Genomic DNA, 25,207 nt, shown 5'->3' on the forward strand with positions numbered 1-25,207 from the left:
AAAAGATCGCCGGGAGGCTGTCCATATTTAGTATTAATTTTAAGAAAAGGAAGAACCGCTCAGAATTTCAAATGAAATTCCGAACGGTTCTCTTAATTTAAAGGACTTATGTCACAGCCCCATTTTTTTATGATCAATTTTAATTTAAAACAAAAAAAGAACCCCTGCTACACAAGGGTTCCAAGCTACTACTTGTCGCGACGCTTTTCAGCAATCCGAGTAGCCTTACCAGTACGTTCACGTAAGTAGTATAACTTAGCACGACGTACACGACCATGACGAAGAACGTCAATCTTAGCAACACGTGGTGAGTGAACTGGGAAAGTCCGTTCAACACCAACACCGTTACTGATCTTACGAACAGTGTAGGTAGCACTGATACCAGCACCGTGACGCTTGATAACGATACCTTCAAACATCTGAACACGTTCACGTGAACCTTCAACAATGAGGGCGTGAACCCGAACAGTATCACCGGCACGGAAATCTGGAATGTCATCCCGTAATTGACTTGCAGTAATCTTTTCGATTAACTTGTTTTGACGCATAAAAAATTCTTTCCTTTCGCCGACATTCATGTCCGATGTGGGCAGCGGAATACCGTTTCTTATGGCTAAACAGCCATCTATTACTATACTAGCTTTTTATTTTCCTTTCAAGGGTTATTTTGACTGATGTTCCTGATTAATAATCGAATGGCGAATCCCATAGGCAAAGTAAATAATTAAGCCGATAAGGAACCAAAGAACCATCATAATCTTAGCATCAGCATTTAATCCCCAGAAAATTACTGCAGAAAATAAAGCAGAAATCGCTGGCAATACCGGATAACCGGGCATTTTAAACTGGGCTGCAGGCAGATCCTTCCCTTCTCGAGGACGGAGGGCGTAAATTCCCAGAGAAACAAAGATAAATGCCACCAGAGTACCCGCTGATACTAGTGTTGCCAAAAATGTAAACGGGAAAACTGATCCTAAAATCATTGCCAGGAACGTAATCATCCATAATGCATGATTAGGAACGTGTTTATGGTCAATATGACCTAGGCCGCGAGGAAGAAGGCCATCCCGTCCAAAGGCATAGATAAGTCGTGATGAGGCTAATAAAATCGCAATTAACGCCGAAAAAATTCCAACGATAGCAACGATTGATAATAGGTTAGCGGTAAGATAATGACCAGACTGACGGAGTGCCCAGGCAGCAGGTTCCGCGTTATTTGCATAGCGACTGTACTTAAACATCCCCACAAGGACAAGGGACACCGCAATGAAGAAACCAGTGCCTAAGATCAGCGTCCCAATTAATCCCCGTGGCATTGTCTTCTGGGGATTAATCGTTTCTGCCGTATTAGCCGCAATCGCGTCAAAGCCAACGTAAGCAATAAAAATTTGGGCTGTCCCAGCAAGGATCCCCTGCCAGCCACCAAATGTTGTTCCAGCAACATGAGGGGGAATAAATGGCGAATAGTTTTGCGGATGAATAGCCGTCATCCCGACAACAATAAACATTAAAATAACCAGGAGCTTCACGCTGACAATAATATTTTCAATCCGGCTCACCTGGTGAACCCCACGAGAAATTAAAATTCCCACGGCTAAAATAGCAATCGCAGCTAAGAGATCAACATATGAACCCCGTTGCGGATTGAAGCCCCCGGTTAATGCTACTGGCAACTTAATGTCAAAACTAGCGAGAAATCCCTGCATATAGGCTGACCAGCCTGACGCAACGAAAGCAACTGAAATAAAATACTCAGCCAAAAGCGCCCAGCCAGCAATCCACCCGAAGAACTCGCCAAAAAGAACATTAATCCATGAAAAGGCTGAACCAGCAAACGGCAATACTGATGAAGTCTCGGCATACGCTAACGCTGATAAGCCGGCACCAATTGCTGCAACGATAAATGCCAACGGAACTGCTGGCCCCGTATGTTCAGCAGCCACAATTCCTGGCAAGGTAAAGATTGCTGTTCCGACAACCATCCCGGTCCCTAGACCAATTAAATCAATTGTCCGCAAACTCGGCGTTAATTTGGCATCCTTACTACGGTAAAGGGCCGGATCCTGTTTCCATAATAATCGCTGAATAAACTTTTTCATTTGAACCCCTTTCTAGTCCGGTACATCCGGGTCTTGATCGAGTTTCAAATCTTCAAGCATTAGTTGTTGTTCACGGGTCAGTTTGGCCGTCTTTAACAAATCTGGGCGCCGTTCAAGCGTCCGTCGTAATGCCTCACGTTGACGCCATTCTTTTATTTTCTGGTGATTACCACTGGTTAAAACTTCAGGAACTTTCATTCCCCGAAAATCAGCAGGTCGAGTATATTGTGGATATTCTAGCAAGCCATTACTAAAGGAATCGCCCATTGGTGAAGACATATTCCCCAAAACACCAGGAACAAAGCGGACAGTAGCATCGATCATCACCATTGCAGCCAGTTCACCGCCAGTAAGGACATAATCACCTAATGACGCTTCATCTGTCACTAAGCTCCGAATTCGCTCATCATACCCCTCATAGTGACCACAGATAAATGTAAGGTGTTCTTCCTGTGATAATTCTTGGGCATAGTCCTGATCAAACTTTCGTCCTGCAGGATCCATCAAGATTACCCTTCCTTTGGGATAACGATCCTTTGTCTCTTCATCAATTGCTGCCATTGCATCAAAAATTGGTTGCGCTTGGAGAAGCATTCCCGCACCGCCACCAAATGGCGTGTCATCAACCCGGTTGTGCTTATTATCAGTATAATCACGAAAATCCGTTACCTTGATATCGAGGAAACCATTATCCTGTGCCTTACCAACAATTGATTCGCCAAGCGTTGCCTGAAACATATCAGGAAATAGGCTTAAAATATCAATTCGCATTATTCAAGTCCCTCCAATAGTTCCACCTCAACTACGCCATTATCCAGATCAACCTTTTTTACCACATCATCAATCTTAGGTAACAATAAGTCGGCTTGATGTGGTCGTTGAACAACCCAAACATCATTGGCACCAGGAGAAAGGATCTCCTTAATCTTCCCTAATTCACGACCATCAATTGTCTTAACGGTTAAGCCAATAATTTGGTGGTAATAATAACTACCTTCTTCGAGTGGCTGTTGATCCTCTTCACTAACTCTTAGCTCACGATTGCGGAAGTTTTCAACATCATTAATATTGTCATACCCAACAAACTTAACAAGAATTGAACCCTTATGTGGACGTGATGATTCAATTGTTAACCCTAATGGCTCAGCCTGTTGATTATCCAAATATAGTTTGGCACCCTTAGCAAACCGTTCATCAATAAAGTCGGTCGTTGGAATCACCCGAACTTCACCACGGATCCCGTGAGTATTTACTATTTTTCCAACATTATAAAATTTCATTTAAATTCTCCTAAAATTGACAAAAACTCCCACAGGTTAGTGTGGGAGTTTTTATTTTAGTGACGGTGGTCATTTATTAGTAACCGGACCTTTTTTGAATTGGATCGTCGTGGACGTGCTCCTTCAACGACCGTACGCAGTGCTGAAGCAATATGTCCCTGCCGCCCAATTAAGCGACCAACATCTTGGGGATGAACATCAACAACGTAGCGCTGAAACCGATCATCCTCAGACTCGGTAATTGTTAGAGCATCCGGATGTTCTAACAATGGAGTTACTAAACTACGAACCAGCCCTTCAATATTTGTCTCAGTCATGACTAAACATCACTACTTCTTAGCATACTTTGATTCGTGGAACTTCTTCATAACTCCAGCCTTTTGAAGCATGTTACGAACAGTGTCAGAAGGTTGAGCACCCTTTTGTAACCAATCCATAATGGCATCTTCGTCAAACTTGATTTCCTTAGGAGTGGTCAATGGGTTGTAAGTACCTAAAGAAGTAATGAAACGACCATCACGTGGTGCACGTGAGTCAGCTACAACAATACGGTAGAATGGACGCTTCTTTGAACCCATACGCTTTAAACGAATTTTAACGGACATTCTTTGCACCTCCCTATAAATTTCTTAACAGATAATAATATACCAGTCTTCTAAAAGAATGTAAAGTATTTTTTCTTGACAGCTTAAATATTTTTCTTTTTCTTCACTCCAAGGCCAAAACTAGTCAATAAGCTGACAATCCCAAGAACCATTAATCCCTTGCCTTGGCCTAATCCCGTTTGTGGTAATTGGCGATGGCCTGTTTGAACTAACCGTGTCTTCGCTTTAGGTTCAACTAAGCTATCAGACTTAGGAGAAGGATTATCTATCCCTGATTGTGGTGCTGGCTCTGGTACTGGCGTCGAATCTGAGCTATTAGGAACTGGTGTTAGTTCTGGCGCCGGAGTGGGAGTCGGGATTGGATCAGGTTTAGGTTTAGGTGTTGGCCCTGGCTGTGGCTGAGGTTCTGGTTGCGGATCTGGGGTTGGTGTCGGAGCTGGATTAGGTTTAGGCTGAGGTGTTGGATCCGGCTGAGGTTCTGGAGTTGGAATTGAGTTTTTAGTATAAATAACCGTTTTTACAATGTTGTTATCTTCTGAGGTTACCTTAATTTCACTAATTACCTTTATATCAGGAGTATAGCCCTTGATTTCAGGTGATTCTACCTCAGCAAATATTCTTTCTGCAGGTGTCCAGTTATCCCAAGTAATACCTTCAGCTGTTTTGGCGCCATTTCGCGTAAAGGTGACTTGTTGCGTTTTATCATCTGCCGCTTTGGTTTCATCCTGATAGACATAGTGAATCGTTTCAGTAATTGTTTTACTAACTTTTACTGGAATTGGTTTTGGCGTCGGCTCTGGATCAGGCTTCGGCTTCGGATCAGGCTGTGGGTTTACTGGAGTTGGCTCACTATTCTTAACATACACAACATATTCAACAAAATTATTATGCGGGTACGTGAAGTGGCCTTCATCACCAATCTTAGTAATCTTTCCGCCACTGTAGATTATCTTCTTACCATCTGACTTTTTGCCCCGATAAGTTGAATAACCCTTTACTCCAGGAATTTCGATATCACTGAAGTAACTGTCTGCCTTAAAAGATCCGCTTGCTCCAGTATCACTAGTAAAGGTAACCTGCTGAACTTTATCAGCAATAGGCTTCCCTTTATCGCCCATCATTTGATTACCATCTGCATCAACATAATGGATTGTTTGGTTAACGAAACCATAAAATGTGGAATTAACATCTGCCTGATTTACTGGCTTAGAATCGGTTCCCATATCAATCCAGTAGCCATAATCAGTATCATATTTTCCATTTTGGCTAGTTACAGTTACATGCCAAGGATGGGTATTCATGTAATTACGAACATCCCGATCCCGAATTGAGTAACCATAGAGCCAATTATGAAGATCCTGATTGAAATAAGTAGCTTGATCATGATCTTCCTTCGAATTATTAATTTTCTTTCCAGGCAATAACGCACCTTTTCTGGTAGGCATCCAGGTAATTAAAGTAACGGGAGACAGTTCAATCCCATTCGCAGCCGAAGTGACTTTGAATCCTTTATAGTCACCATCCACTGTCACGTGGTATGTTATTTTATTCTCATCATTTTTTACAGCCGTTACGTTAACTTTTGGTTTCGGATAAACAAACTGATCAGACAGGTAGTAATTACCAGTAGTAGTCAATTTATCCACTAAGTTTGAAGATACTTTGGAATCCAGCGGAACAACTAGATCTTGTAATGCTTTCTGTAAGTCACTAGCACTGACAAAATTAATTGTTACATCATCATTAGAAGCCGGTTTTGTAACAGTAATTGTAAAGTTTTGACCTAAATTATCTAAAGAAATCCCAACACCCTGTGCTTGATTATTGGTAACTTGCAGCACCTCTTTACCATCAATTGTCCGCCATAAATGTGCTGGGGTATTACTCGTATGATCAATTGCTTGAGACTTTGAAGTTACTGGAACAGAGCTTTCACCTTTCTTCTTTGCAATTACACTAATGCTAATTCCACTGGTGAATGTTTGATTACCAATTTGAAGATCATTTTGGGGAGAGTAACTCGTCTCACCATTATCACTATAAAGGGTAATTGTCTCACTTGGCTTTAAAGCCTGCTTATCACCATTACTACTGGTGTTGTACCAAACCATCTTAGCCTTAATATCAACCACACCGCTTTTTCCAGAATGGTTCTTTAAGTACTTGCTTAAGACATCGTTAAAAATTACCCGGTAATAACCATTGCTTCCGGCACTACTTATATCATCCTTATTCTGATTATCAATTACTGTCCACTTAATTGCCCCAGTCGAAGAGGCTTCAGGAAATGACTGCTTATAACTCTCGGTATCACCAGCAGGGACAATATATCCAATTACCTGATTTTGATATTTAAGGGCCCTAGTATTATCCTTACTATCATTTACGGCACCATAACTAAAGACGTAACTACTTCCATCTTCTGTGGTATACGGCATCCCCAATCGAATATCAATATAATCACCAGCTTTAATTTGCTGCGCATCTTCAGCTGATATTGTCATCTTCAGCTCAAGGTTGGTCGTCCCCCGTTGTCCTGTCGCCTTATCCCCAGTAGTTTCAGTAACGTTATGGGTAACAACATTAATTGTTTTGCCAACCTGCTGAGAATCTGTATTCGCAGTAGTTGATTCTACTGGTGTCTGATCCTGATCTTGGATTGTCGAAATTGCAGTCGGTGCTTGATTATTTTTCAAGGTAACTGAATTAGTCGCATTATTAACCAAAGATTTATCAGTTTGACCAATCTCCTGATTAGCTTCTCCGTCAACAGTATCAGCCTGAGCTTTTGTGGCCATCCCCATTAAAATTGACGTTGATAGCAATACAGAAGCAACCCCTACGCTTAACTTCCGTAATCCATAATGCGGAATCAACCGTTCCTGTTTTGTCATTAAGTACTTTTTATTTCCCTTTGAAACCATATTAATCACTCCACCTATCGGCTATATTTCTCTATATAGCTTGTAGTTTTAGAAAAAAGCTAATTGCAGATCCCCAAAACACCGTAATTTTAGCCCTTTAAGTTTTTGATAGCAAGACGACTATTTTTAAATCAATCAATTGATAATTAGAAAAATTGGAATTTAATAATTTATCGACTTAATTAGTTTTTCACAATCAAGGATAATGTCTATTAAAGTACATATTAGTTTGCAATTTTCAACGAATTATTTTCTTTATAATAATTCAAAAATAATAACCAGTTAGTTAATCACTTATCGCCCTTAACTAACTGGTTATTGCTTATTTAATGTTTTTTCCGTAATTTCCGTAACTTCTTAATCCGCTTCTGCTTATCCTTTTTCATCTTCCGTGCCATGTGGCTCATAGCCATTTGTCCCATTCGGCCACCTGGCATTCCCGGCATTTGCCCGCCAAACATGTTTTGCATCCCATTAAAATTACCATTGGTAACTTGCTTCATCATCTTCCGCATCTGATTAAATTGCTTAATCATTCGGTTAACTTCCACAATCGGCCGGCTAGCACCAGCGGCTAACCGCCGACGCCGACTTGGATTCATTAAGTCAGGATTCTCTCGTTCCTCTGGAGTCATGGAATAAATAATAGCCCGAATATGGTCTAATTGTTTTGGATCAAGGTTCAAGTTCTTTAATGCAGGATTATTAGCCATCCCCGGCATCATTTTAATAATATTTTCTAATGGCCCCATCTTGGTTACTTGATCCATTTGTGATAAGAAGTCGTTGAAATCAAAGGTGTTTTCACGCATCTTATCCATTGTTGCTTGAACCTGTTCTTCATCGAAATCCTTCTGGGCCTTTTCAATTAGGGTCATCATGTCCCCCATTCCCAGGATTCGTGAAGCCATTCGGTCAGGGTGGAAGACATCAAGATCCTCCATCTTTTCCCCTTCACCGACGAATTTAATTGGCTTTCCAGTAACGGCACGAATTGACATAGCAGCACCACCACGGGTGTCACCATCAAGCTTGGTCAATACTACACCGGTAATATCAAGTTTGTCGTCAAATCCCTGAGCCGTATTGACAGCATTTTGTCCAGTCATGGAGTCAATTACCAACAGAATTTCATCAGGGTTAACGAGCTGCTTAATATTTGCTAACTCATCCATCAATTGTTCATCAATTTGCAGCCGACCAGCAGTATCGATAATTACATAGTCGTTATGATTTTGCTTAGCAACTTCCATCCCTTGACGAACAATTTCAACTGGATCAACGTCAGTTCCCTTTTCAAAAACAGGAACATCGATCTGATCAGCTACCTGCTTTAACTGGGTAATTGCGGCAGGTCGATAAACATCGGCAGCAATAAACAGTGGTCGCGCCTTATCTTCATTTTTCAAGCGGAGGGCTAACTTACCAGCAGTCGTCGTTTTACCGGCCCCTTGAAGACCAACCATCATAATAACGGTCGGAATATGAGCGGCCTTATTAAGCGGCACCGCTTCTTCACCCATTAATTCAGTTAACTCATCATTAACAATTTTAACAATTTGTTGGGCTGGATTTAATCCCTTAAGGACTTCCGCACCAGCGGCCTTCTCCCGAACCTTCTTAACGAAATCTTTTACAACAGCGAAGTTAACATCGGCTTCCAATAATGCTAGCCGAATTTCTCGCATTGTTTCACGAAGGTCAGCTTCGGTAACTTTAGGCTTCCGTCGTAGCTTTTCCATCGCCTTTTGAAGACGATCTGTCAATCCTTCAAATGCCATCTTTTATTCTTCCTCCAAATTTTCCAAACGGCCCACAAGTTTATTTAACTGTTGATCATCTGGATAATGTCGTTTAACGTATTGCTGAATTTCATCAGCCTGCTTATTCCGTGCTTGAAACTCAGCGTCTAAATGTAACTTAGCTTCATAAGCTTCTAAGATCTTTTCAGTCCGTTTAATATTATCATACACTGCTTGACGACTTACGTTGAAGTTTTCAGCAATCTCACCAAGCGAAAAATCATCAGCATAATAAAGCTCAAGATACTGGTTTTGCTTCTCCGTTAAGAGCGGTTGATAAAACTCAAACAGCGAATTAATCCGCTCGTTTTTTTCAATTTCCATCAGCAACTCCTTAACTAATCAACTTCAACTAAATCCTTAAATAGGCCATAGACAAATTCACTTGCATCGAATTTCTGTAGATCATTAACCTTTTCACCCAAACCGACATACTTCACCGGAAGATGAAGTTCATTCCTGATAGCTAGGACAATTCCCCCGCGAGCAGTTCCGTCAAGCTTAGTCAGGACAATTCCGGTAACATCCGTGCTTTCCTTAAATAATTTAGCCTGGTTCAAAGCATTTTGACCGGTTGTTGCATCCAATACAAGGAGAACTTCATGCGGGGCATCAGGAATTTCACGAGTTAAGATCCGCTTCATCTTGGCCAATTCCTTCATCAAATTAACCTTATTCTGTAACCTTCCTGCGGTATCAACGAATAAAATGTCATAGTTCTCTTTTTTTGCCTTCTGAACAGCATCAAATACAACCGCAGCCGGATCACCATTCTCTGGGCCGGTAACGATATCAACACCATCACGCTTAGCCCAAATGTCAAGTTGTTCAGTAGCACCTGCCCGGAAAGTATCAGCCGCTGCCAAAAGGACTTTCTTCCCCTGGCTCTTAAATAATGCCGCCATCTTTCCAATGGTAGTTGTCTTCCCAGCACCATTAACACCAACAAACATGATCACGGTTGGCCCTTCCTTGGCAAAGTTCAGGTCGGACTTTTCATCTTTTCCTGCTCTGTCATAAAGATCAACCATTTTTTCAATAATAACGTTAGAAACTTCCTGCTTGCTCTTAGCGTTTTGCAGTTTTACCTCTTCACGAAGCTCATCACTAAGTTTCATTGCCATATCGTAACCAACATCGGACTCAATCAGTAAATCTTCCAGATCATCAAAGAAGTCCTCATCAACATGACGAAAATTAGCTAAAAAGCGATTAAGACGAGCACCAAATCCTGTCCGTGATTTTTCTAGTCCCTGATCATATTTTGCTGCTGTGCTTTCCTCATCAACAGTTTCGTCATCACTTGCAGCTGCTGATTCTTCTGCTTCTTCCTGAACATCATCATTAACTTCACTTTCAGGTGCAGGAGTCGACACTTCTGCTACTTGAGAACTACTTTTTGTTGTTGGAGCCTCTTCTTCTGGTTCATCATTTCGACTCGTGACAGTTTCTTCTTCAATAGTACTTGCTGATTCTGCATTTTGTTCAACAGAAGATGAAGATCCCGAAAGTGAATCATCAGAAACTTCTTCATTTTGCGGTTGCGCTTCTGTAGTTGTAGAGGAATCTTGATCAACCTCAGGAGCTTCTTCCTGTGCTTCGGATTCACTACTAGCACTTTGTGAAGTCGTTGCTACCTCACTATCAACGTGAGCATCAGCGACTTTCTGCTCTTCTTTCTCTTCCTGTTGGGGCCGCTCCTCCTGCTTATCTTCGTGCTTTTTATGCCGACGAAAAATATCAAATAATCCCATAAATTACGCCTTCTTCCTAGTCGTTTGAACTTTCTAAGGTATCGATCACATCAACGGAAACCATTCTGGATACTCCTGACTCCTGCATTGTTACCCCATAAAGGACATTGGCATTCATCATTGTTCCCTTACGGTGAGTAATAACAATAAATTGCGGACCATCATTTCCAAAATGGCTCAGGTAGTTAGCAAAGCGCTGCACATTGACTTCATCAAGTGCTGCTTCAGGTTCATCGAGAATTGCAAATGGTACTGGCCGTACTTTGAGGATTGCAAATAACAGAGTAATTGCGGTTAACGCCTTTTCACCACCTGAAAGGAGACTCATTCGCTGATTCTTCTTCCCGGGTGGCTGGGCCATAATATCAATTCCCGTTGTCAAAATATCATGGGGATCCGTTAGGACTAACCGCGCATGACCACCGGCAAAGATCTGCTGGAACGTCTGGTCAAATGCAGCTGAAACCTTATTAAACGTTTCGCTAAACCTTGTTTTAACCTGCTCGTCCATTTCATTCATTGTTTCATTTAATTGATCACGCGAAGCTAATAAGTCTGCTTGCTGTGTTGATAAGAAATCATACCGTTCCTTAACCCGTTTATATTCAGCAATCGCTCCAGTATTGACTTCACCAAGGTCAGCTAATCCCCGCCTTAACAGTTTCAGCTTAATCTTCAGTTGATCATCCGGGAGATCGCTAATCTTTTCCTTTGCCTCACCAATGGTCATTGAATACTGCGAACTCAAATGATTCAGGTAACTATCTAACTGTGATTCATGACGAATCCGTTGAGCATCAAAATGGTTCAATTCATTTGTTGCTGCCGCTAATAAATCGCGTAATCGGTTATGTTCTCCTTCAGCATTAGCAACCTGTTCACTAAGCGAGGTCAGTTTCTCCTTAGCAGTAACTAACCGTTGTTTAACGGCCGCTAATTGCCGAGTCGCATCCTGCAAAGCTGTTGTATTTGATTCATTATCTGCATGATCACTATTAATTTGTAAATTAAGCTGTTGAATTTGTCGTTCAAGGTGATCGGCTTTGATTTGCAGTGAGTTTTTCTCCTGTTGCAGAGCATGACGACTACTCTTAAGTTGTTGCAACCGTTCCTGAGCAACCGCAATCCACTGCTCCATCTGGTGAAGCTGCTGACTTTGCGCTGATTCATCACTTTGAAACTGCTTAATTTGTTCCTGTAGTTCAGTAGTCCGCTGTTTATTAACATCAAACTGCTGCTGAGCATCTTTCAACTGTTGAATATTTTGCTGTACTTTTTGCTCATAATCAGCGTGTTGATCATTCTGTTGCCCCGATTGAAACTTAAGAGCAGCTACTTGACGTTCAACTGCTTGACACTGATTTTGTAACACTTGCTGTTGGCCGGTTGCCGAATGAAGCTTTTCACTTGCCTGGTGCAAATGAGTCTGTAAATCGGTTAACTGCTCGTCAATTTCTTTTTGGGTAGCCTGCAATTGGGCAACTCGTTTTTCCAATTGACCTGCCGTAACTTGTTCCTTATTAAGAGCATTTTGCAGCTGGCTAGCTAATTGCTTTTGACTAAGCAAGCCGATTCGTTGGTGACGATTGGCACCCCCGGTCATTGATCCGCTAGCATTAATCAATTGACCATCAAGCGTTACCACCCTGACATAGTGATGACCGTGTCGAGAAATCTCTGTTGCGTGATCAAGATTGTCAACTACAGCCGTATTTCCTAGAAGGTGTTGTGCAACCACATCATACTTAGGATCATAATTGATTAATTCAGTTGCCCGGCCAATATACCCAGGCAATGACCGTAATTGGTTAAAAATTGTTGAAGCCTGATAATGCCTTAACGTATCAAGGGGCAAGATAGTCACACGTCCCGCACGACGACGGACCAAATAATTAATGATCTGCTTAGCAGTCGCCTGGTGATCAACTACTAATTGTTGTAACTGACTACCGAGAACCGTCTCAATCGCCGTTGTATATTTTTCTGGAACATCCAGCAGCTCGTTTACAGCACCATCAAGGCCTGAAAACTGTTGCCGTTGCTTCAAAACGGTCTGAACACCCTGATAGTATCCAGAATATTCTTCCTGCATTGAATGATAATTTTTTAGCCGTGACTGGAGTGAATGAACATCCCCAAGTGATTGGTACCAAGAACGTTGAGCTTCTTGATACTGTCTCTGTATGCTTTCCTGCTTCTCCTGCTGGCTTTTTAACTGGCTTTGAAGATTGGTAACGTGGGCTTGCTGGTCCGTTGCTTCTTTTTTAGCGGTTGCTTCTTGAGCTTTAATTTCAGTTAATCGTTGTTGAGCAGCCTGAAGCTCAGCATTACTTTGCTGTTGTGCGTTGATGGTTTGCTCGTGATTACTTTTCAGAAAAGCTTGCTGGTTTTGCAGGGTTGTAATTTGTTGCATTAAATCAACTTGATTTCCCCGCAATTCTTCTAGTTTTTCATTAGCATGCTGAATCCGTTGACTACTAGTCATTCGCTTGGCAGCAGCTAATTCTTCCTGATGATTGGCAATTGCCCCTTTTTGTGACTGAACCTGTTCATTAGCCTGAGTTAATTTTTGGTCAACCTCTGTTTGTTGCTGTTTAAGCTTCTGCAGTTGATTAGTTAATCGCTCGCGTTCCTGAAGCTGCTGCTCACGTTTAATTGAAGACACCGATTGCTGATTTTGCAATTTACCAATCATTTCGGTAGTCGTCAGAATTTGAGCCTGAAGTTGGTCTTTTTGCGTCTGCAAATTACCTTGTTGTTGCTTTAACTGGTTCAATCCCGCTGTTGACTTGGTAAGTTGAGCAGTATAATCACTGACCAGCTTTTGATCAGTCGCTAGCTTAGCTTTCAGATTTGTTAATTCCTTACTAGTTTGCTCATAAAGACGTACTGTTTGGGTCCGGTCGAGAAGATCATATTGCCCTTTCTGCTCTAAATAATCCTCAGCAAGGGCACTTTCATCAGCTAATGGTTCCAGCTGACTCGTCAACTCAGCAATAATATCGTTAACCCGGTTAAGATTATCCATAGTTGAGCTCAGCCGTTTTTCAGCAGTATCCTTATTTTTCTTGTATTTTGCAACTCCAGCCACCGCTTCAATAATTGAACGACGATCAGCTGGCTTACCGTTAAAAATTGCCTCAATTTGTCCCTGGGAAATAATAGAAAAGGACTCCCGACCTAACCCAGAATCAATGAATAAATCAGTAATATCCTTTAACCGAACTTCTTGACCATTAACCAGATATTCACTATCACCATTTCGATACAGCTTTCGAGTAATTGTTAATTCAGTAAAATCACTGGCAAGGTAATGATCGCTATTGTCAAAAGTGATTGATACAAGTGCCCGATTAAGCGGTTTGCGGTCACTGGAACCGTTAAAAATCACATCAGCCATTTTATCACCACGAAGCTGATGAGCGGATTGTTCACCCATTACCCAGCGAATTGCTTCAATAATATTACTCTTTCCACTGCCGTTTGGGCCAACAATTCCTGTCATTCCTGGTTCAAATTTAATTGTTGTCTTCTGAGCAAAGGACTTAAAGCCATCCAATGTTAGAGATAATAACTGCATAGTGCCTACTTACCTTCTTGACGGAGTTTATTAAGTGCTTGACTTGCTGCTTGCATTTCAGCATGTTTCTTAGAGGAACCAGTACCCTCACCGATTACCTTCCCATCAGCTGAAACATTAACTTTGAACTCTGGATCGTTTTCCGTCCCCGATTCCTGAAGAAGGTGGTATTCAATATCAACATCACCGTCGCGTTGTAAAAATTCCTGAAGGCTTGTTTTAGCATCAACAGCATGGTCAAACCAACCCAAATCAAGCTTAGGGAAGATTACTCGTTGAACAAACTTTTCAACGGCAGGTCGTCCCTGATCTAAGTAAAGGGCCCCAATAAATGATTCAAAAATATCACAAAGCAATCCTGGACGTTGACGAGCACCGGCCATTTCTTCACCATGGCCCAAGCGAATGTATTGGTCGAAATGACATTCTTTAGCGAATTTAGAAAAACTATCTTCGCAAACCATTGCAGCCCGTAGACGGGTCAACTTTCCCTGTGGTAATTCTGGAAAACGTTTATAGATGTATTCGGAAACAATCAATTCCAACACAGCATCGCCAAGAAATTCAATCCGTTCATAAAATTTAAGTCCTTGATGAGGGTGTTCATTTACGTATGAAGCCTGAGTAAATGCTTCCGCTAGCAAATCAGGATTAGTAAAATGAATATCAAATTCCTTGGCCAGGTAGTCTTGTAAATTCTTAATAGTAAAAACTTCCTTTCTCTTCATTAAAGATGTGAAAAAAGCCGCGATAAAGTACAAGCCTTCATCGCGGACCTCAAAGAATTATTAATCAGCGGTATGTTCGGCAATGTAGTCAACTACTTCACCAATCGTACTTAACTTTTCAGCATCTTCATCATCAATTTCTTCACCAAACGTATCCTCAAGCTCAAGGACAAATTCAACAAAGTCAATTGAATCAGCATCTAGATCTGTTTTTAAATTTAATTCATCGGTAATTTTTGCCCGATCAACATCAAAGTGATCAGCCACGATTTCTGAAACCTTATTAAAGATTTCTTGCTTTTTATCTTCAGCCATTGACTGTTACCTCTCTTTATTAGTTCGCTACTATTTTAGGCGTTTTTTGCCTTCTTGTCTACTCATTGTTTTGGTTAAAAAATTTAACGGTTTCCTCAATAACACCAGTTTTTAGCATTGTCCGAATCTGACTAATGGTATTTTTAACGGCTGTGGCGTCTGATGAACCGTGTGTTTTAACTACGGGAGCTTTTAACCCCAGGAGAACGGCGCCTCCATAAGTTGAAGCACTCATTTCCTGCCCAATCCGATGAAAGACCGGTTTCAACATTAAATAACCTAGCTTAGCACGGATACCACCATTTAGGATACCATCCTTAATTAATGTCATCATCATTTTGGCAGTTCCTTCAGTTGCTTTCAAAGCAGCATTGGCCGTCCAACCATCGCTAACAATGACGTCAGCCTTACCAAATAAGAGGTCGCCGGATTCAACATTGCCGATAAAGTTAAGTTCTTTTTCTGTATTAAGCAGCTGCCAAACATCCTTATGGAGCTGATCACCCTTATCCTCTTCAGCACCATTATTAAGCAGTGCAATTCGCGGATTAGCAACTCCGAGAACCTTTTCTGCGTAAAATTTACCAAGATAAGCAAATTGAACAAGATTCTTCTCTTTACTTTCAGCGTTAGCACCGGTATCAAGGTAAACAAAATTTTGACGTTTAGATCCCGGCTTAGCAATGGGAAGGATACTGGTTAGTCCTGGTCGATCGATTCCATGAATTCGTCCAACAATAAAGATTCCCGCAGCCAGAACAGCTCCTGTATTCCCAGCAGAAAAGAATGCATCCGCATCCCCTTCCTTAACCGCTTTAGCAGCCTGAACAATTGAAGAATCCTTTTTCTTGCGAATCGCCCGAACCGGCTCTTCACCCATCGAGATTTCTTCAGTAGTTTCAACGATTTTTAAACGATCCTGATTAGTAATCACCGCTTTAATTTTATCCGGGTTACCATAGAGATCAAAGGTCAAATCAGGATACAAGTCCCGTGCCTCTTCGACCCCTTCAATAATTGCTTTAGGGGCATTATCACCGCCCATTGCATCTACAGCAATTTTCATTATATTAATCCTCCTAGTCAAAGTGTGTTTCAAGTTGGTTTCGTTTTAAGTAGAGTACTAGTGGCTGATTATCATCCACCTGATCCCAATGGGGAGTTGCTAATAGGTTAGCGGCATCTTCCTTAGCAATTTGTAAAATCTTCAAATCACCAATCGGGTCTCCAACCTTAAAGTCAGGAAGTCCCGATTGCTTGGCCCCAAGAACATCACCTGCTCCACGAAGTTCAAGATCCCGTTGGGCAACCTTAAACCCATCAGTTGTTGCAACCATTGTTTTCATTCGTGCTGTTCCTTCATCGGTTTTGGGATCAGCAATTAACAAACAATAACTTTGTCGTTTTCCACGCCCAACTCTCCCGCGCAGTTGGTGTAATTGAGCAAGGCCAAAGCGATCAGCGTTGTAGATAATCATCACAGTTGCATTAGGATTATCAACACCGACTTCGACAACCGTTGTTGAAACAAGAACCTGGATTTTGCCGTCTTGAAATTCTTTCATTACGGCATCCTTTTCGTTCCCATTTAAGCGACCATGTAAAAGACCAACCTTATAATCTGGCTGAAAGTAATTGGCTAATCGTTCATAAAGGTCAGTCGCGTTCTGAACATCCAATGCTTCTGATTCTTCAATTAACGGACTAACAACATAAGCTTGAGCCCCACCAGCTAATTGTTGACGAAGAAACTTTAAGGCATCATTACTTTGCTTATCTTTTAGCCAACGCGTTTCAATCGGTTTCCGCCCTGCTGGTAGTTCATCAATTACTGACACGTCCATTTCACCATATGAGGTAATTGCTAATGTCCGTGGAATTGGTGTAGCCGTCATGGCAAGAACGTCCGGGTGTTCACCCTTTTCCCGTAATTGTTGACGTTGATTAACACCAAACCGGTGCTGTTCATCCGTAATCACCAAGCCAAGATTAGCATACTCTACGTCCGATTGAATTAATGCATGCGTTCCAATTATTAAATTGATATCGCCTTTTTTTATTGCGCTAACTAATTCACGATGCTGTTTAGCGGTTAGTGAACCAGTAAGCAGGCCAACATGAACATGCGTACCCGCGAAGACTTTAGCTAATTTTTCTGCATGTTGAGTTGCTAAAATTTCAGTTGGCGCCATTAAAGCTGCCTGATAACCTGCACTTATTGTCGCATAAATGGCAATCGCAGCAACAATCGTCTTTCCAGAACCGACATCTCCCTGAAGAAGGCGATTCATTTGAATTGGTTGCCGTAAATCACGACAGATTTCATTGACAACCTTCTTTTGCGCATTAGTAAGCTCAAATGGAAGCCGAAAAATAAATTCTTTTAACTCGTCATTATGGTATAAGATTCGTGTGCCGTCTTCCTGACGATGTGCTCGTCTGATTGCCTGTAGACGCAGTTGAAATAGAAAGAACTCCTCATATGCCGCAGTTCGTCGTGCTGCCTTAGCGACCATTTGACTTTCCGGAAAGTGAAGATCCTTAATCATTTCTCGTCGATCTAATAACCGATATTTTTGGCGAAGCATGGTAGGAAGTAATGTTGGAATAACCCGCTGGTAATCTTCATATGCTTGACGGATTAACGATCTCAAGGTACTTTGGCGAAGATGCTTATTTGTAGGATAGATGGCACCAAATTCATTCTCTGGAGTTCCTGTTGTCGTTACTAGTTTTGTCCCCGTTACCTGTTGACGACTAGCATCCCACTTGCCCATTACGGTTACCTGTCGATCTAACTCCACTTGTTTTTTTAGATATGGTTGGTTAAAAAACGTGGCCATGACCACTTGCTGGCCAACCTGTAACCGAAAACTCAGCCGATTTCGCCGGTAGCCAAACCGGCTAAACAGCGGTTCGGAAACAATCTTTCCTTTAATGGTTACCCGTTGTTTATCCTTGACCGTCCTTAAGTCGTTCGGCGTAAAGTCATCATACCTTGTCGGGTAGTATGTCAGCAAATCTTCAATCGTATCGATATTTAAAGTTGCTAAATCAGCCACCCGTTTAGGACCAACTCCTTTTAACACCGAAACTGGATCCTGAAGACTTTTCATCATACTCCCTCCCCCACCGTAAAAAGAGTTGGATGGACATCAGTTGACTGGTGTTCTGCATCCAACTCCTTAATTTAAATTATTCAACGGAAATCAAATATGGGTATACTGGTTGGCCACCTTCATAAATTTCGGTTTCCAATTCATCATCCATTTCTTCAACAGCTGCCTTAATTTCTTCAGCTGTCTTTTTATCACCGTCTTGTCCATATAGAATTGTTACGATTTCACTGTCTTCATCAAGCATTTTTTTAACCATCTTGATAGCAGCTTCCTTGAGGTCTGGATCGGTATTAACAATCTTTCCATCAACAATTCCCATGAAGTCATCCTTCTTAATCGTTTGACCGTCAATTTCGGTATCTCGAATAGCGTTGGTAACCTCACCGCTCTTAACTGTAGAAAGATTGGTTTCCATATTAGATTGATTATCTTCTAATGATGCTTCTGGATTATATTCAAGAAGTGCAGTCATCGCTTGAGGAATTGTCTTACTATGAACCACGACGGCTGGAATATCCGCAATGTCAGCAGCCTGTTCTGCTGCCATAAAGATATTTCCGTTATTTGGCAAAACGATCGCTTGCTTAGCACCACTGTTATTGATTGCATCCGCAATATCCTGAATACTTGGGTTCATCGTTTGACCACCCTTGATAACGTGGGTTACTCCAAGGCTCTTTAACAGTTTAGCAATTCCATCACCAGACGTTACCGCAATTACAGCGGTTTCTGGCTTAGGCTTAGCTGCTTCACGGGCTTTGTCAATTGGTGTTTCTGAGCGTTCTGCTTCTTCTTCATCGTGTTCCATAATCTCTTCTTGTTGCCAAACCATGTTATGGATTTCAATGGTTTGAAGATCACCAAATTGCTGACCCCATGATAAGACTTCGCCGGGGTGTTCGGTATGAACATGGACCCGAACAACAGAATCATCGTTTAGGACAAGAAGACTGTCACCCATTTTAGCAAGGTAATTGTAAAAGGTATCATAATCAAACTTTTGCTTAACCTGTTTTCCCTTACCAATTCGCACAAGCATTTGCGTACAATAAGTATATTGAATGTCTTCCGGATTTAGCTTTCCCTGGACACTTTGGTGATCCATCGCCTTAACCATTTCATCAACTTCGGCATTATCAGGCTTGTAACTATCATCCTTATCAACCTTACCACTTAAGGCTTCATCAAAAGCTTGAAGAACAAAAACAAGTCCTTGACCACCAGAGTCAACAACCCCGACCTGCTTAAGAACAGGCAATAATTCAGGGGTTTTCTTAAGCGCAACCGTTGATGCCTCATAAATTGCGTGCATAATCTCGACAATATCGTCGGTCTGCTTAGCTTTATCCAATCCAGCTTGTGCTGATTCACGGACAACAGTCAAAATCGTCCCTTCAGTTGGCTTCATAACAGCTTTGTACGCAACTTTCGCACCATTAGCATAAGCCTCAGCGAAATCATGGGCGTCAAGAACTGCTTTCCCTTCTGCTCCCTTGGCAAAGCCACGGAAGATTTGTGAAAGAATCACTCCTGAATTCCCCCGGGCACCCATTAAAAGTCCTTTAGCTAAGGCACCAGCTAAATCGCCAACCTTAGTACTATTTGCATTGCGTTCGTACTTAGCACCACTAGCCATTGAAGATGTCATGTTTGTCCCCGTATCACCGTCAGGAACAGGGAAAACATTCAGTGAATTAATAAATTCGGCATTCTTGCTCAGCTTACTAGCAGCAGCTTGAACCATTTTGCCAAATTCAAGATTCGTAATTTCAGTTACAGCCAATTATCTTTCCTCCTAGTAACGCAAATTAATCATCAAGTGAGCGAACACCTTGAACACAAACATTAACTGAGTTTGCCGTAATGCCAAGCATCGATTCAAGGTTATATTTTACCTTTGATTGAACACTCTTTGAAACTTCTGAGATCTTAGTACCATAACCGACGATGATATTCACATCAATGGCAACACCGTTATCTTGTTGACGAACAACAACACCACGACTAAAGTTTTCGCGACGCAAGATTTGGTTAACACCATCACGAAGTGGATTACGTGATGCCATTCCAACTACACCATAGTTATCAGTAGCAGCACCACCAACAACTGCTGAAATTACGTCATTGTTGATATCGATCATTCCAGATTGTGTTTTAATTTTAACCGCCATCATATGGCCTCCTTATATTGGTCAACCAATGCTCCATTAATATAAGACGAGCATCGGTTAGCAATCATCCTGTTAAAAACTCATATTAATAATACCATAGCAGACGGAATGAAAAAAGTCGTCTACTAATAATGGTTAATGGCATATACTATTTTTAAAATAAAAAATAAGTCGCTCATCACTGAACGACCATATTTTCTGATTTAATTAAACCCGAGTCACTTTACCGGACTTCAGTGTACGTGCTGAAATGTAAACCTTCTTAGGCTTGCCGTTAACCAAAATGGTTACCTTTTGCAAGTTAGGCTTCCAGCTACGACGACTTGAGTTAAGGGCGTGAGAACGCTTGTTACCAAAGCGTGTCCGTTTACCGTTGATAAAATCTTTAGCCATTGGTGGTACCCTCCTCTTCTCATCTATGTTTTTTCGTTTTACGCATCTGCGCTATAACTCACTTAAACAATTTACCATAGGCTGAGTAACAATGCAACAGTTTTCTTTCAAGTAATTTTCCTTGACAGGCTACTTAATTGTTAAGTCACGTGACTTAATCACCGCCACAATCCCTGATTGGAAGCTGAAATGGTTTACCTCACCATTGAACTCATTACTTGACCAGCAAAAGGGAATTGACGAGTTCCAGTTAGTTAGCGGGTATTTTTCGTCAACCAGCGTTAATCCGGTTACTGGCGTTAAATTAACAAACGCAAGGTACTTAAAACCTGCCTCAGCCTTGATCGCATATTTTCCCGGTAAATAATAATCAACAATGTTTTGCTTATCTATAAGTTGAATTTTTTCTAAGTAACCCTTAAATTCCCTTTCTAACGGTAAAAACAGGTTACTCAAATATTGGTCTAGCCGCCCTCCAGTCGCGCCAAATATCGTAATTTGATCCGGATTATAAAGCTCGATTGCATTTTTCACACCAAGCTGCGTATCAGTATAGTCTTTTACAGGAGGAAAAAGGTGAATGTCATTAATTGCCCTTTTCACCCGCTTAAATTGTTGATCATCCGTTGAATCAAAATCCCCAACAGCAACTGCTGGTGTTATTCCTTCATTGAGCAAGCGAGTTGCACCAATGTCAACGCCTACCCATTTTTCGTTTTGCCGTGCATGGACTTCTGATAGTGGAATTAATGAGTCAGGTCCACCCACCATAATATTTACCCGCATTCATTTCTCCTTATAAAGAAAAGGGACTGTGACATAAGTACTTTTACCAAGTTCAAATACGAACAGCGCGGTACGCAAATGGGTTCCAGTGTCCAGTATAACCGAACTCTGGAATCCTATTTGCGCTCGCGGGGGCGTGAAAACGAAGTCATAAATGACTTCTGTCACGCTCCCTTTTCTACTAATTATTTAGTTGCATCCCTTAACGCCTGAATCCGCTTAGCAGGATCAGCGACGTTGTATACATATGAGCCGGCAACAGCAACGGTTGCTCCAGCCTTATAGCAGTCCACAACGGTTTGATTGTTAACACCACCATCAACTTCGATGTCAAAGTCATAACCCTTATTCTTCTTAATTTGATTAAGTTGGGCAATCTTTTCTACGGTTTCAGGAAGAAACTTTTGACCACCAAAGCCGGGGTTAACGGTCATCACTAATACTTGGTCAACCATGTGAAGAACTGGTTCAATCATGGCAACTGGTGTGCCAGGATTAATAACTACTTCTGCCTTTACCCCACCATTTTTTATAATTTGGAGTGCCCGATGAATATGCTGAGTAGCCTCAACTTGAACACCAATGATATCAGCACCAGCATCAATAAATGCAGGTAAAATGTGTTCAGGATTTTGAACCATTAAGTGACAATCAAGAACCATCTTCGTAATTGGGCGAATTGCCTTTACAAATCCTGGACCATAAGAAATACTTGGTACGAATGAACCATCCATCACATCAATGTGAAGATATTCGGCACCCGCCTTATCTACTTTTTCAATATTCTGTTGCAAGTTAACATAATCAGCACTGAGAATCGAAGGTGCTACTTTAATCATTTTATCAATCCCTCATTTCTTATTCTTACCATAATCAGGTTTTTGGTTAGCAATTAGGTTATGAAATTGAACATAATCATCATACCGACTTTTCATGATTATACCATTTTTTACTGCATCTTTAACCGCGCATTGAGGTTCTTTTAGGTGAAGACATCCCCGAAATTTACAATTAGGCGCTAACTCTTTCATTTCCGGAAAGAAATTTGGCAATTCTTCAACGGTCATATCAAAAGTTTCATACGATGAAAAGCCAGGAGTGTCCGCAATCCAGGCACCTGCAACATTTAGTAAACTAACCTTTCGTGTTGTGTGCCGTCCACGCTTTAATGCCGTTGAAATTTCACCAGTTGCTAAGTCTAAGCCCGGTGCAAGATGGTTTAAGAGTGTTGATTTCCCTGCACCTGTTTGCCCCATCATTGTAACGATTTGACCTTTTAAAAGTTCTTTTAATTGATACAACTGATCTTCAGCAAATGATTCCCGGCTAAAAAATACCTGATAGCCAATTTTTCTGTAACCGGCAACGATTTCTCCCAGCCTTGTATATTCATCATCATCAAGGAGATCCGTTTTCGAAAAGTAAATTACCGGAATAATTTTTTGCGCTTCAAGAGCAATCAATTGTCGATCTAACAAATTAGTCGAAAATGTTGGCTTCTTAGCTGCCGTTACTACAACAGCAATATCAACATTAGCTACTGGCGGACGAACTAATTCGTTTTTTCGTGGTAAAACACGAAGAAGGTAGCCATTCTCAAATTCAACTCGATCACCAACAATTGGTTTAATTTTCCGAGCACGAAAATTCCCCCGTGCCCTTGTTCGGTGAATTTCACCATCAGTCAAAATATCATAAAAGCCACTTAAAGATTGTTGTATTATTCCCTGTTTCACCTTTATCCTCCTTAAGCGGTAATATTAGTCGCACTCATAATCGTTCGTCCATTGCGAACAACCCGGTAAGCACCCATTTCACCTTGTCGAAGGGTAAATGGAACATTAATTGTTGTTTCCTGGTTAATCGTAATATCTTGATACTGCATGGTTAAATTATGCTGAGCATCCTTAATATAGACTTGAACACGATTTTCACGTTGACCACCATTACCATCAAATGGAATATTGATCTGGATATTAGTAGTCTTAGTTTCATTCCCTGAGTTTGCAACAGTCACCGTTAACGTATCATCACGACTTAAAGTCGAACCAGCCTTAGGTGTCTGTGCAATTACGTGGTTTGTCGCCACCGTCTTAGATGTTTTTTCTTGGGTCGTTAACTGTAGGTGGTGTTCATTGGCAAATTTTTGGACAACACTAACATCTTGATTCTTAAAGTCAGGAATCTTAATCTGCGTCTTGCCCGCACTGACTTTAAAACGAATGGTATGAGATGCCGTAGCAACAGTCTTCCCTTTTGCATAATTTTGTTTCATGATTTGTCCAGGATCAACTGTCTCTGAATGAACCTTGACCTGTTCAACCCGAAATCCCTTAGCGCGAAGGTTGCTTGCAACTTCACTATAATCTGAGCCAACATAATCAGCCATTGTCATTTGTTTAACACCCTGGCTAATCTTGAGATTAACATAACTATTAACCCGTGTCTTGTCACTTCCGTTTGGTGAGCTGCTAACTACATGATTCTTGGGAATACTTGAATTATATACCCGTGTAATGTTGCCAACTCGCAGATTATGCTTATGTAACGTTTGTTCTGCCTTTACCGCACTTTGTCCATCAACATCAGGCGTCACTACACTCCGGCCGAAAAACCACCAACCACCAAAGCTAGCTACAATTAAAACCACTATTACAATTCCTGACCAAATATACTTTTTATAGTGGTGCCAAACATTTTCGTGCTTTTTCTGTGGCTGCTTCTTGACATCTTGTTGTGGCTGCTTTTCATGATGACTTGGCAATTCAATTACCTTAGTTTCACCGTCATCATCTGCATTAAATTCCAATCGCGGTTCATTTTTTCTTGCCGGATCCAAAGATGTTTTCAAATCTGCTGCCATCGCTGCTGCTGATTTATAACGATCACTCGGATCCTTAGCGGTCGCTTTGATAACAACATTTTCTAATGCTTGCGGGATATCATTATTAAATTCACGAACTGACGGGATATTTTCCTTAAAATGCTTTAAGGCAATTGAGACGGCTGTTTCCCCCTCAAACGGAACCTTTCCGGTTAACAATTCATAAAGAATAATCCCTAAAGAATAGATGTCAGATTGCTTGGTTGCAATACTTCCCCGTGCCTGTTCAGGAGAAAGATAATGAACAGAACCCATCAACGTATTCGTTTGGGTTAATGAGTCCTGATACGCAGCAACCGCTATTCCAAAATCAGTGATTTTAATGTTTTTATTTTTATCAATTAAAATATTTTGTGGTTTTAAATCACGGTGAATAATCCCATGATCATGGGCAGTTTGAACGGCAGACAAAACTTGTTCCATAATGTCGACCACTTGTGGCAATGGTATTGGGAAATTTTTCTTAATATAAGCTTTTAAGTCCGTCCCTTCAACATACTGCATTACCATAAACTGCATTCCATGATCCTCACCAATATCATAAACGCCAACAATGTGAGGATCATTTAATTGTGTCGCTGCCATTGCTTCTCGTTCAAAGCGACGTTGAGTGTTTGGGTCATCACGTAAATCTAAGCGAAGAAGCTTAACCGAAACTTTACGATCGAGCACTTCATCATATGCTAAATAAACATTCGCCATTCCGCCTTCACCAAGCGTGCGAATAATCCTGTATCGTTTACCGATCTTATATCCAGGATTCATTT

The 25,207-nt window shown here is 41.3% G+C and carries 22 protein-coding genes; all 22 read right to left on the minus strand.

Going from position 1 to position 25,207, the window contains the following annotated elements:
* Positions 1–188: 188 nt before the first annotated feature.
* The 22 genes from rplS to pknB all read right to left on the minus strand — a co-directional run bounded on the left by rplS (position 189) and on the right by pknB (position 25,205).
* Positions 189–548: a 50S ribosomal protein L19 gene (gene rplS, locus HUK45_RS00895; protein ID WP_056974551.1), complete on the minus strand. Its 360-nt coding sequence runs from the start codon at positions 546–548 to the stop codon at positions 189–191.
* Positions 549–662: 114 nt separating this feature from the next.
* A complete protein-coding gene (locus HUK45_RS00900; RefSeq protein ID WP_191910673.1) occupies positions 663–2,099 on the minus strand; it encodes an APC family permease in 1,437 nt (478 codons plus the stop codon).
* A 12-nt stretch (positions 2,100–2,111) separates the two neighbouring features.
* Positions 2,112–2,870 carry a tRNA (guanosine(37)-N1)-methyltransferase TrmD gene (trmD, locus tag HUK45_RS00905; protein ID WP_191910674.1) on the minus strand — a complete coding sequence of 253 codons (759 nt, stop codon included), beginning with the start codon at positions 2,868–2,870 and terminating at the stop codon, positions 2,112–2,114.
* Positions 2,870–3,379: a ribosome maturation factor RimM gene (gene rimM / locus HUK45_RS00910; protein WP_191910675.1), complete on the minus strand. Its 510-nt coding sequence runs from the start codon at positions 3,377–3,379 to the stop codon at positions 2,870–2,872. Before rimM ends, trmD begins: the two co-directional genes overlap by 1 nt.
* Before the next feature lie 56 nt (positions 3,380–3,435).
* Positions 3,436–3,696, minus strand: a complete 261-nt coding sequence (locus HUK45_RS00915) for a KH domain-containing protein (RefSeq protein ID WP_191910676.1) — start codon at positions 3,694–3,696, stop codon at positions 3,436–3,438.
* A 12-nt stretch (positions 3,697–3,708) separates the two neighbouring features.
* The gene (gene rpsP / locus HUK45_RS00920; protein WP_003717360.1) at positions 3,709–3,984 is read right to left on the minus strand and encodes a 30S ribosomal protein S16; all 276 of its coding nucleotides are present in this window, start codon (positions 3,982–3,984) and stop codon (positions 3,709–3,711) included.
* A gap of 83 nt (positions 3,985–4,067) precedes the next feature.
* The gene (locus HUK45_RS00925; RefSeq protein WP_191910677.1) at positions 4,068–6,908 is read right to left on the minus strand and encodes a mucin-binding protein; all 2,841 of its coding nucleotides are present in this window, start codon (positions 6,906–6,908) and stop codon (positions 4,068–4,070) included.
* A 326-nt stretch (positions 6,909–7,234) separates the two neighbouring features.
* Positions 7,235–8,689 carry a signal recognition particle protein gene (ffh, locus tag HUK45_RS00930; RefSeq protein WP_191910678.1) on the minus strand — a complete coding sequence of 485 codons (1,455 nt, stop codon included), beginning with the start codon at positions 8,687–8,689 and terminating at the stop codon, positions 7,235–7,237.
* Positions 8,690–8,692: 3 nt separating this feature from the next.
* Entirely contained in the window at positions 8,693–9,034 is a 342-nt protein-coding gene (locus HUK45_RS00935) for a putative DNA-binding protein (RefSeq protein ID WP_191910679.1), read from the minus strand.
* Between the two features lie 14 nt (positions 9,035–9,048).
* Positions 9,049–10,464, minus strand: a complete 1,416-nt coding sequence (gene ftsY, locus HUK45_RS00940; RefSeq protein WP_191910680.1) for a signal recognition particle-docking protein FtsY — start codon at positions 10,462–10,464, stop codon at positions 9,049–9,051.
* A gap of 16 nt (positions 10,465–10,480) precedes the next feature.
* Positions 10,481–14,044 (minus strand): chromosome segregation protein SMC, encoded by a 3,564-nt coding sequence (smc, locus tag HUK45_RS00945; protein ID WP_191910681.1) that lies wholly within the window; start codon positions 14,042–14,044, stop codon positions 10,481–10,483.
* Between the two features lie 5 nt (positions 14,045–14,049).
* Positions 14,050–14,772 carry a ribonuclease III gene (gene rnc, locus HUK45_RS00950; protein ID WP_191910682.1) on the minus strand — a complete coding sequence of 241 codons (723 nt, stop codon included), beginning with the start codon at positions 14,770–14,772 and terminating at the stop codon, positions 14,050–14,052.
* A gap of 60 nt (positions 14,773–14,832) precedes the next feature.
* Complete coding sequence (gene acpP / locus HUK45_RS00955) at positions 14,833–15,087, minus strand: acyl carrier protein (protein ID WP_003717350.1); 255 nt, start codon at positions 15,085–15,087, stop codon at positions 14,833–14,835.
* Between the two features lie 58 nt (positions 15,088–15,145).
* Positions 15,146–16,153, minus strand: a complete 1,008-nt coding sequence (gene plsX / locus HUK45_RS00960) for a phosphate acyltransferase PlsX (RefSeq protein WP_191910683.1) — start codon at positions 16,151–16,153, stop codon at positions 15,146–15,148.
* A gap of 13 nt (positions 16,154–16,166) precedes the next feature.
* A complete protein-coding gene (gene recG / locus HUK45_RS00965; protein WP_191910847.1) occupies positions 16,167–18,203 on the minus strand; it encodes an ATP-dependent DNA helicase RecG in 2,037 nt (678 codons plus the stop codon).
* 79 nt (positions 18,204–18,282) lie between these two features.
* A complete protein-coding gene (locus HUK45_RS00970) occupies positions 18,283–19,989 on the minus strand; it encodes a DAK2 domain-containing protein (protein WP_191910684.1) in 1,707 nt (568 codons plus the stop codon).
* Positions 19,990–20,014: 25 nt separating this feature from the next.
* On the minus strand, positions 20,015–20,377 hold the full coding sequence (locus HUK45_RS00975) for an Asp23/Gls24 family envelope stress response protein (protein WP_102169432.1): 363 nt from the start codon (positions 20,375–20,377) through the stop codon (positions 20,015–20,017).
* 207 nt (positions 20,378–20,584) lie between these two features.
* On the minus strand, positions 20,585–20,770 hold the full coding sequence (gene rpmB, locus HUK45_RS00980; RefSeq protein WP_191910685.1) for a 50S ribosomal protein L28: 186 nt from the start codon (positions 20,768–20,770) through the stop codon (positions 20,585–20,587).
* Positions 20,771–20,899: 129 nt separating this feature from the next.
* The gene (locus HUK45_RS00985; RefSeq protein ID WP_191910686.1) at positions 20,900–21,556 is read right to left on the minus strand and encodes a thiamine diphosphokinase; all 657 of its coding nucleotides are present in this window, start codon (positions 21,554–21,556) and stop codon (positions 20,900–20,902) included.
* Positions 21,557–21,741: 185 nt separating this feature from the next.
* Positions 21,742–22,395 carry a ribulose-phosphate 3-epimerase gene (gene rpe / locus HUK45_RS00990; RefSeq protein WP_191910687.1) on the minus strand — a complete coding sequence of 218 codons (654 nt, stop codon included), beginning with the start codon at positions 22,393–22,395 and terminating at the stop codon, positions 21,742–21,744.
* A gap of 12 nt (positions 22,396–22,407) precedes the next feature.
* A complete protein-coding gene (rsgA, locus tag HUK45_RS00995) occupies positions 22,408–23,292 on the minus strand; it encodes a ribosome small subunit-dependent GTPase A (RefSeq protein WP_191910688.1) in 885 nt (294 codons plus the stop codon).
* Between the two features lie 11 nt (positions 23,293–23,303).
* A complete protein-coding gene (pknB, locus tag HUK45_RS01000; RefSeq protein ID WP_191910689.1) occupies positions 23,304–25,205 on the minus strand; it encodes a Stk1 family PASTA domain-containing Ser/Thr kinase in 1,902 nt (633 codons plus the stop codon).
* Positions 25,206–25,207 lie beyond the last annotated feature (2 nt).

Source organism: Limosilactobacillus urinaemulieris (assembly GCF_014838745.1).
Classification (GTDB): domain Bacteria; phylum Bacillota; class Bacilli; order Lactobacillales; family Lactobacillaceae; genus Limosilactobacillus; species Limosilactobacillus urinaemulieris.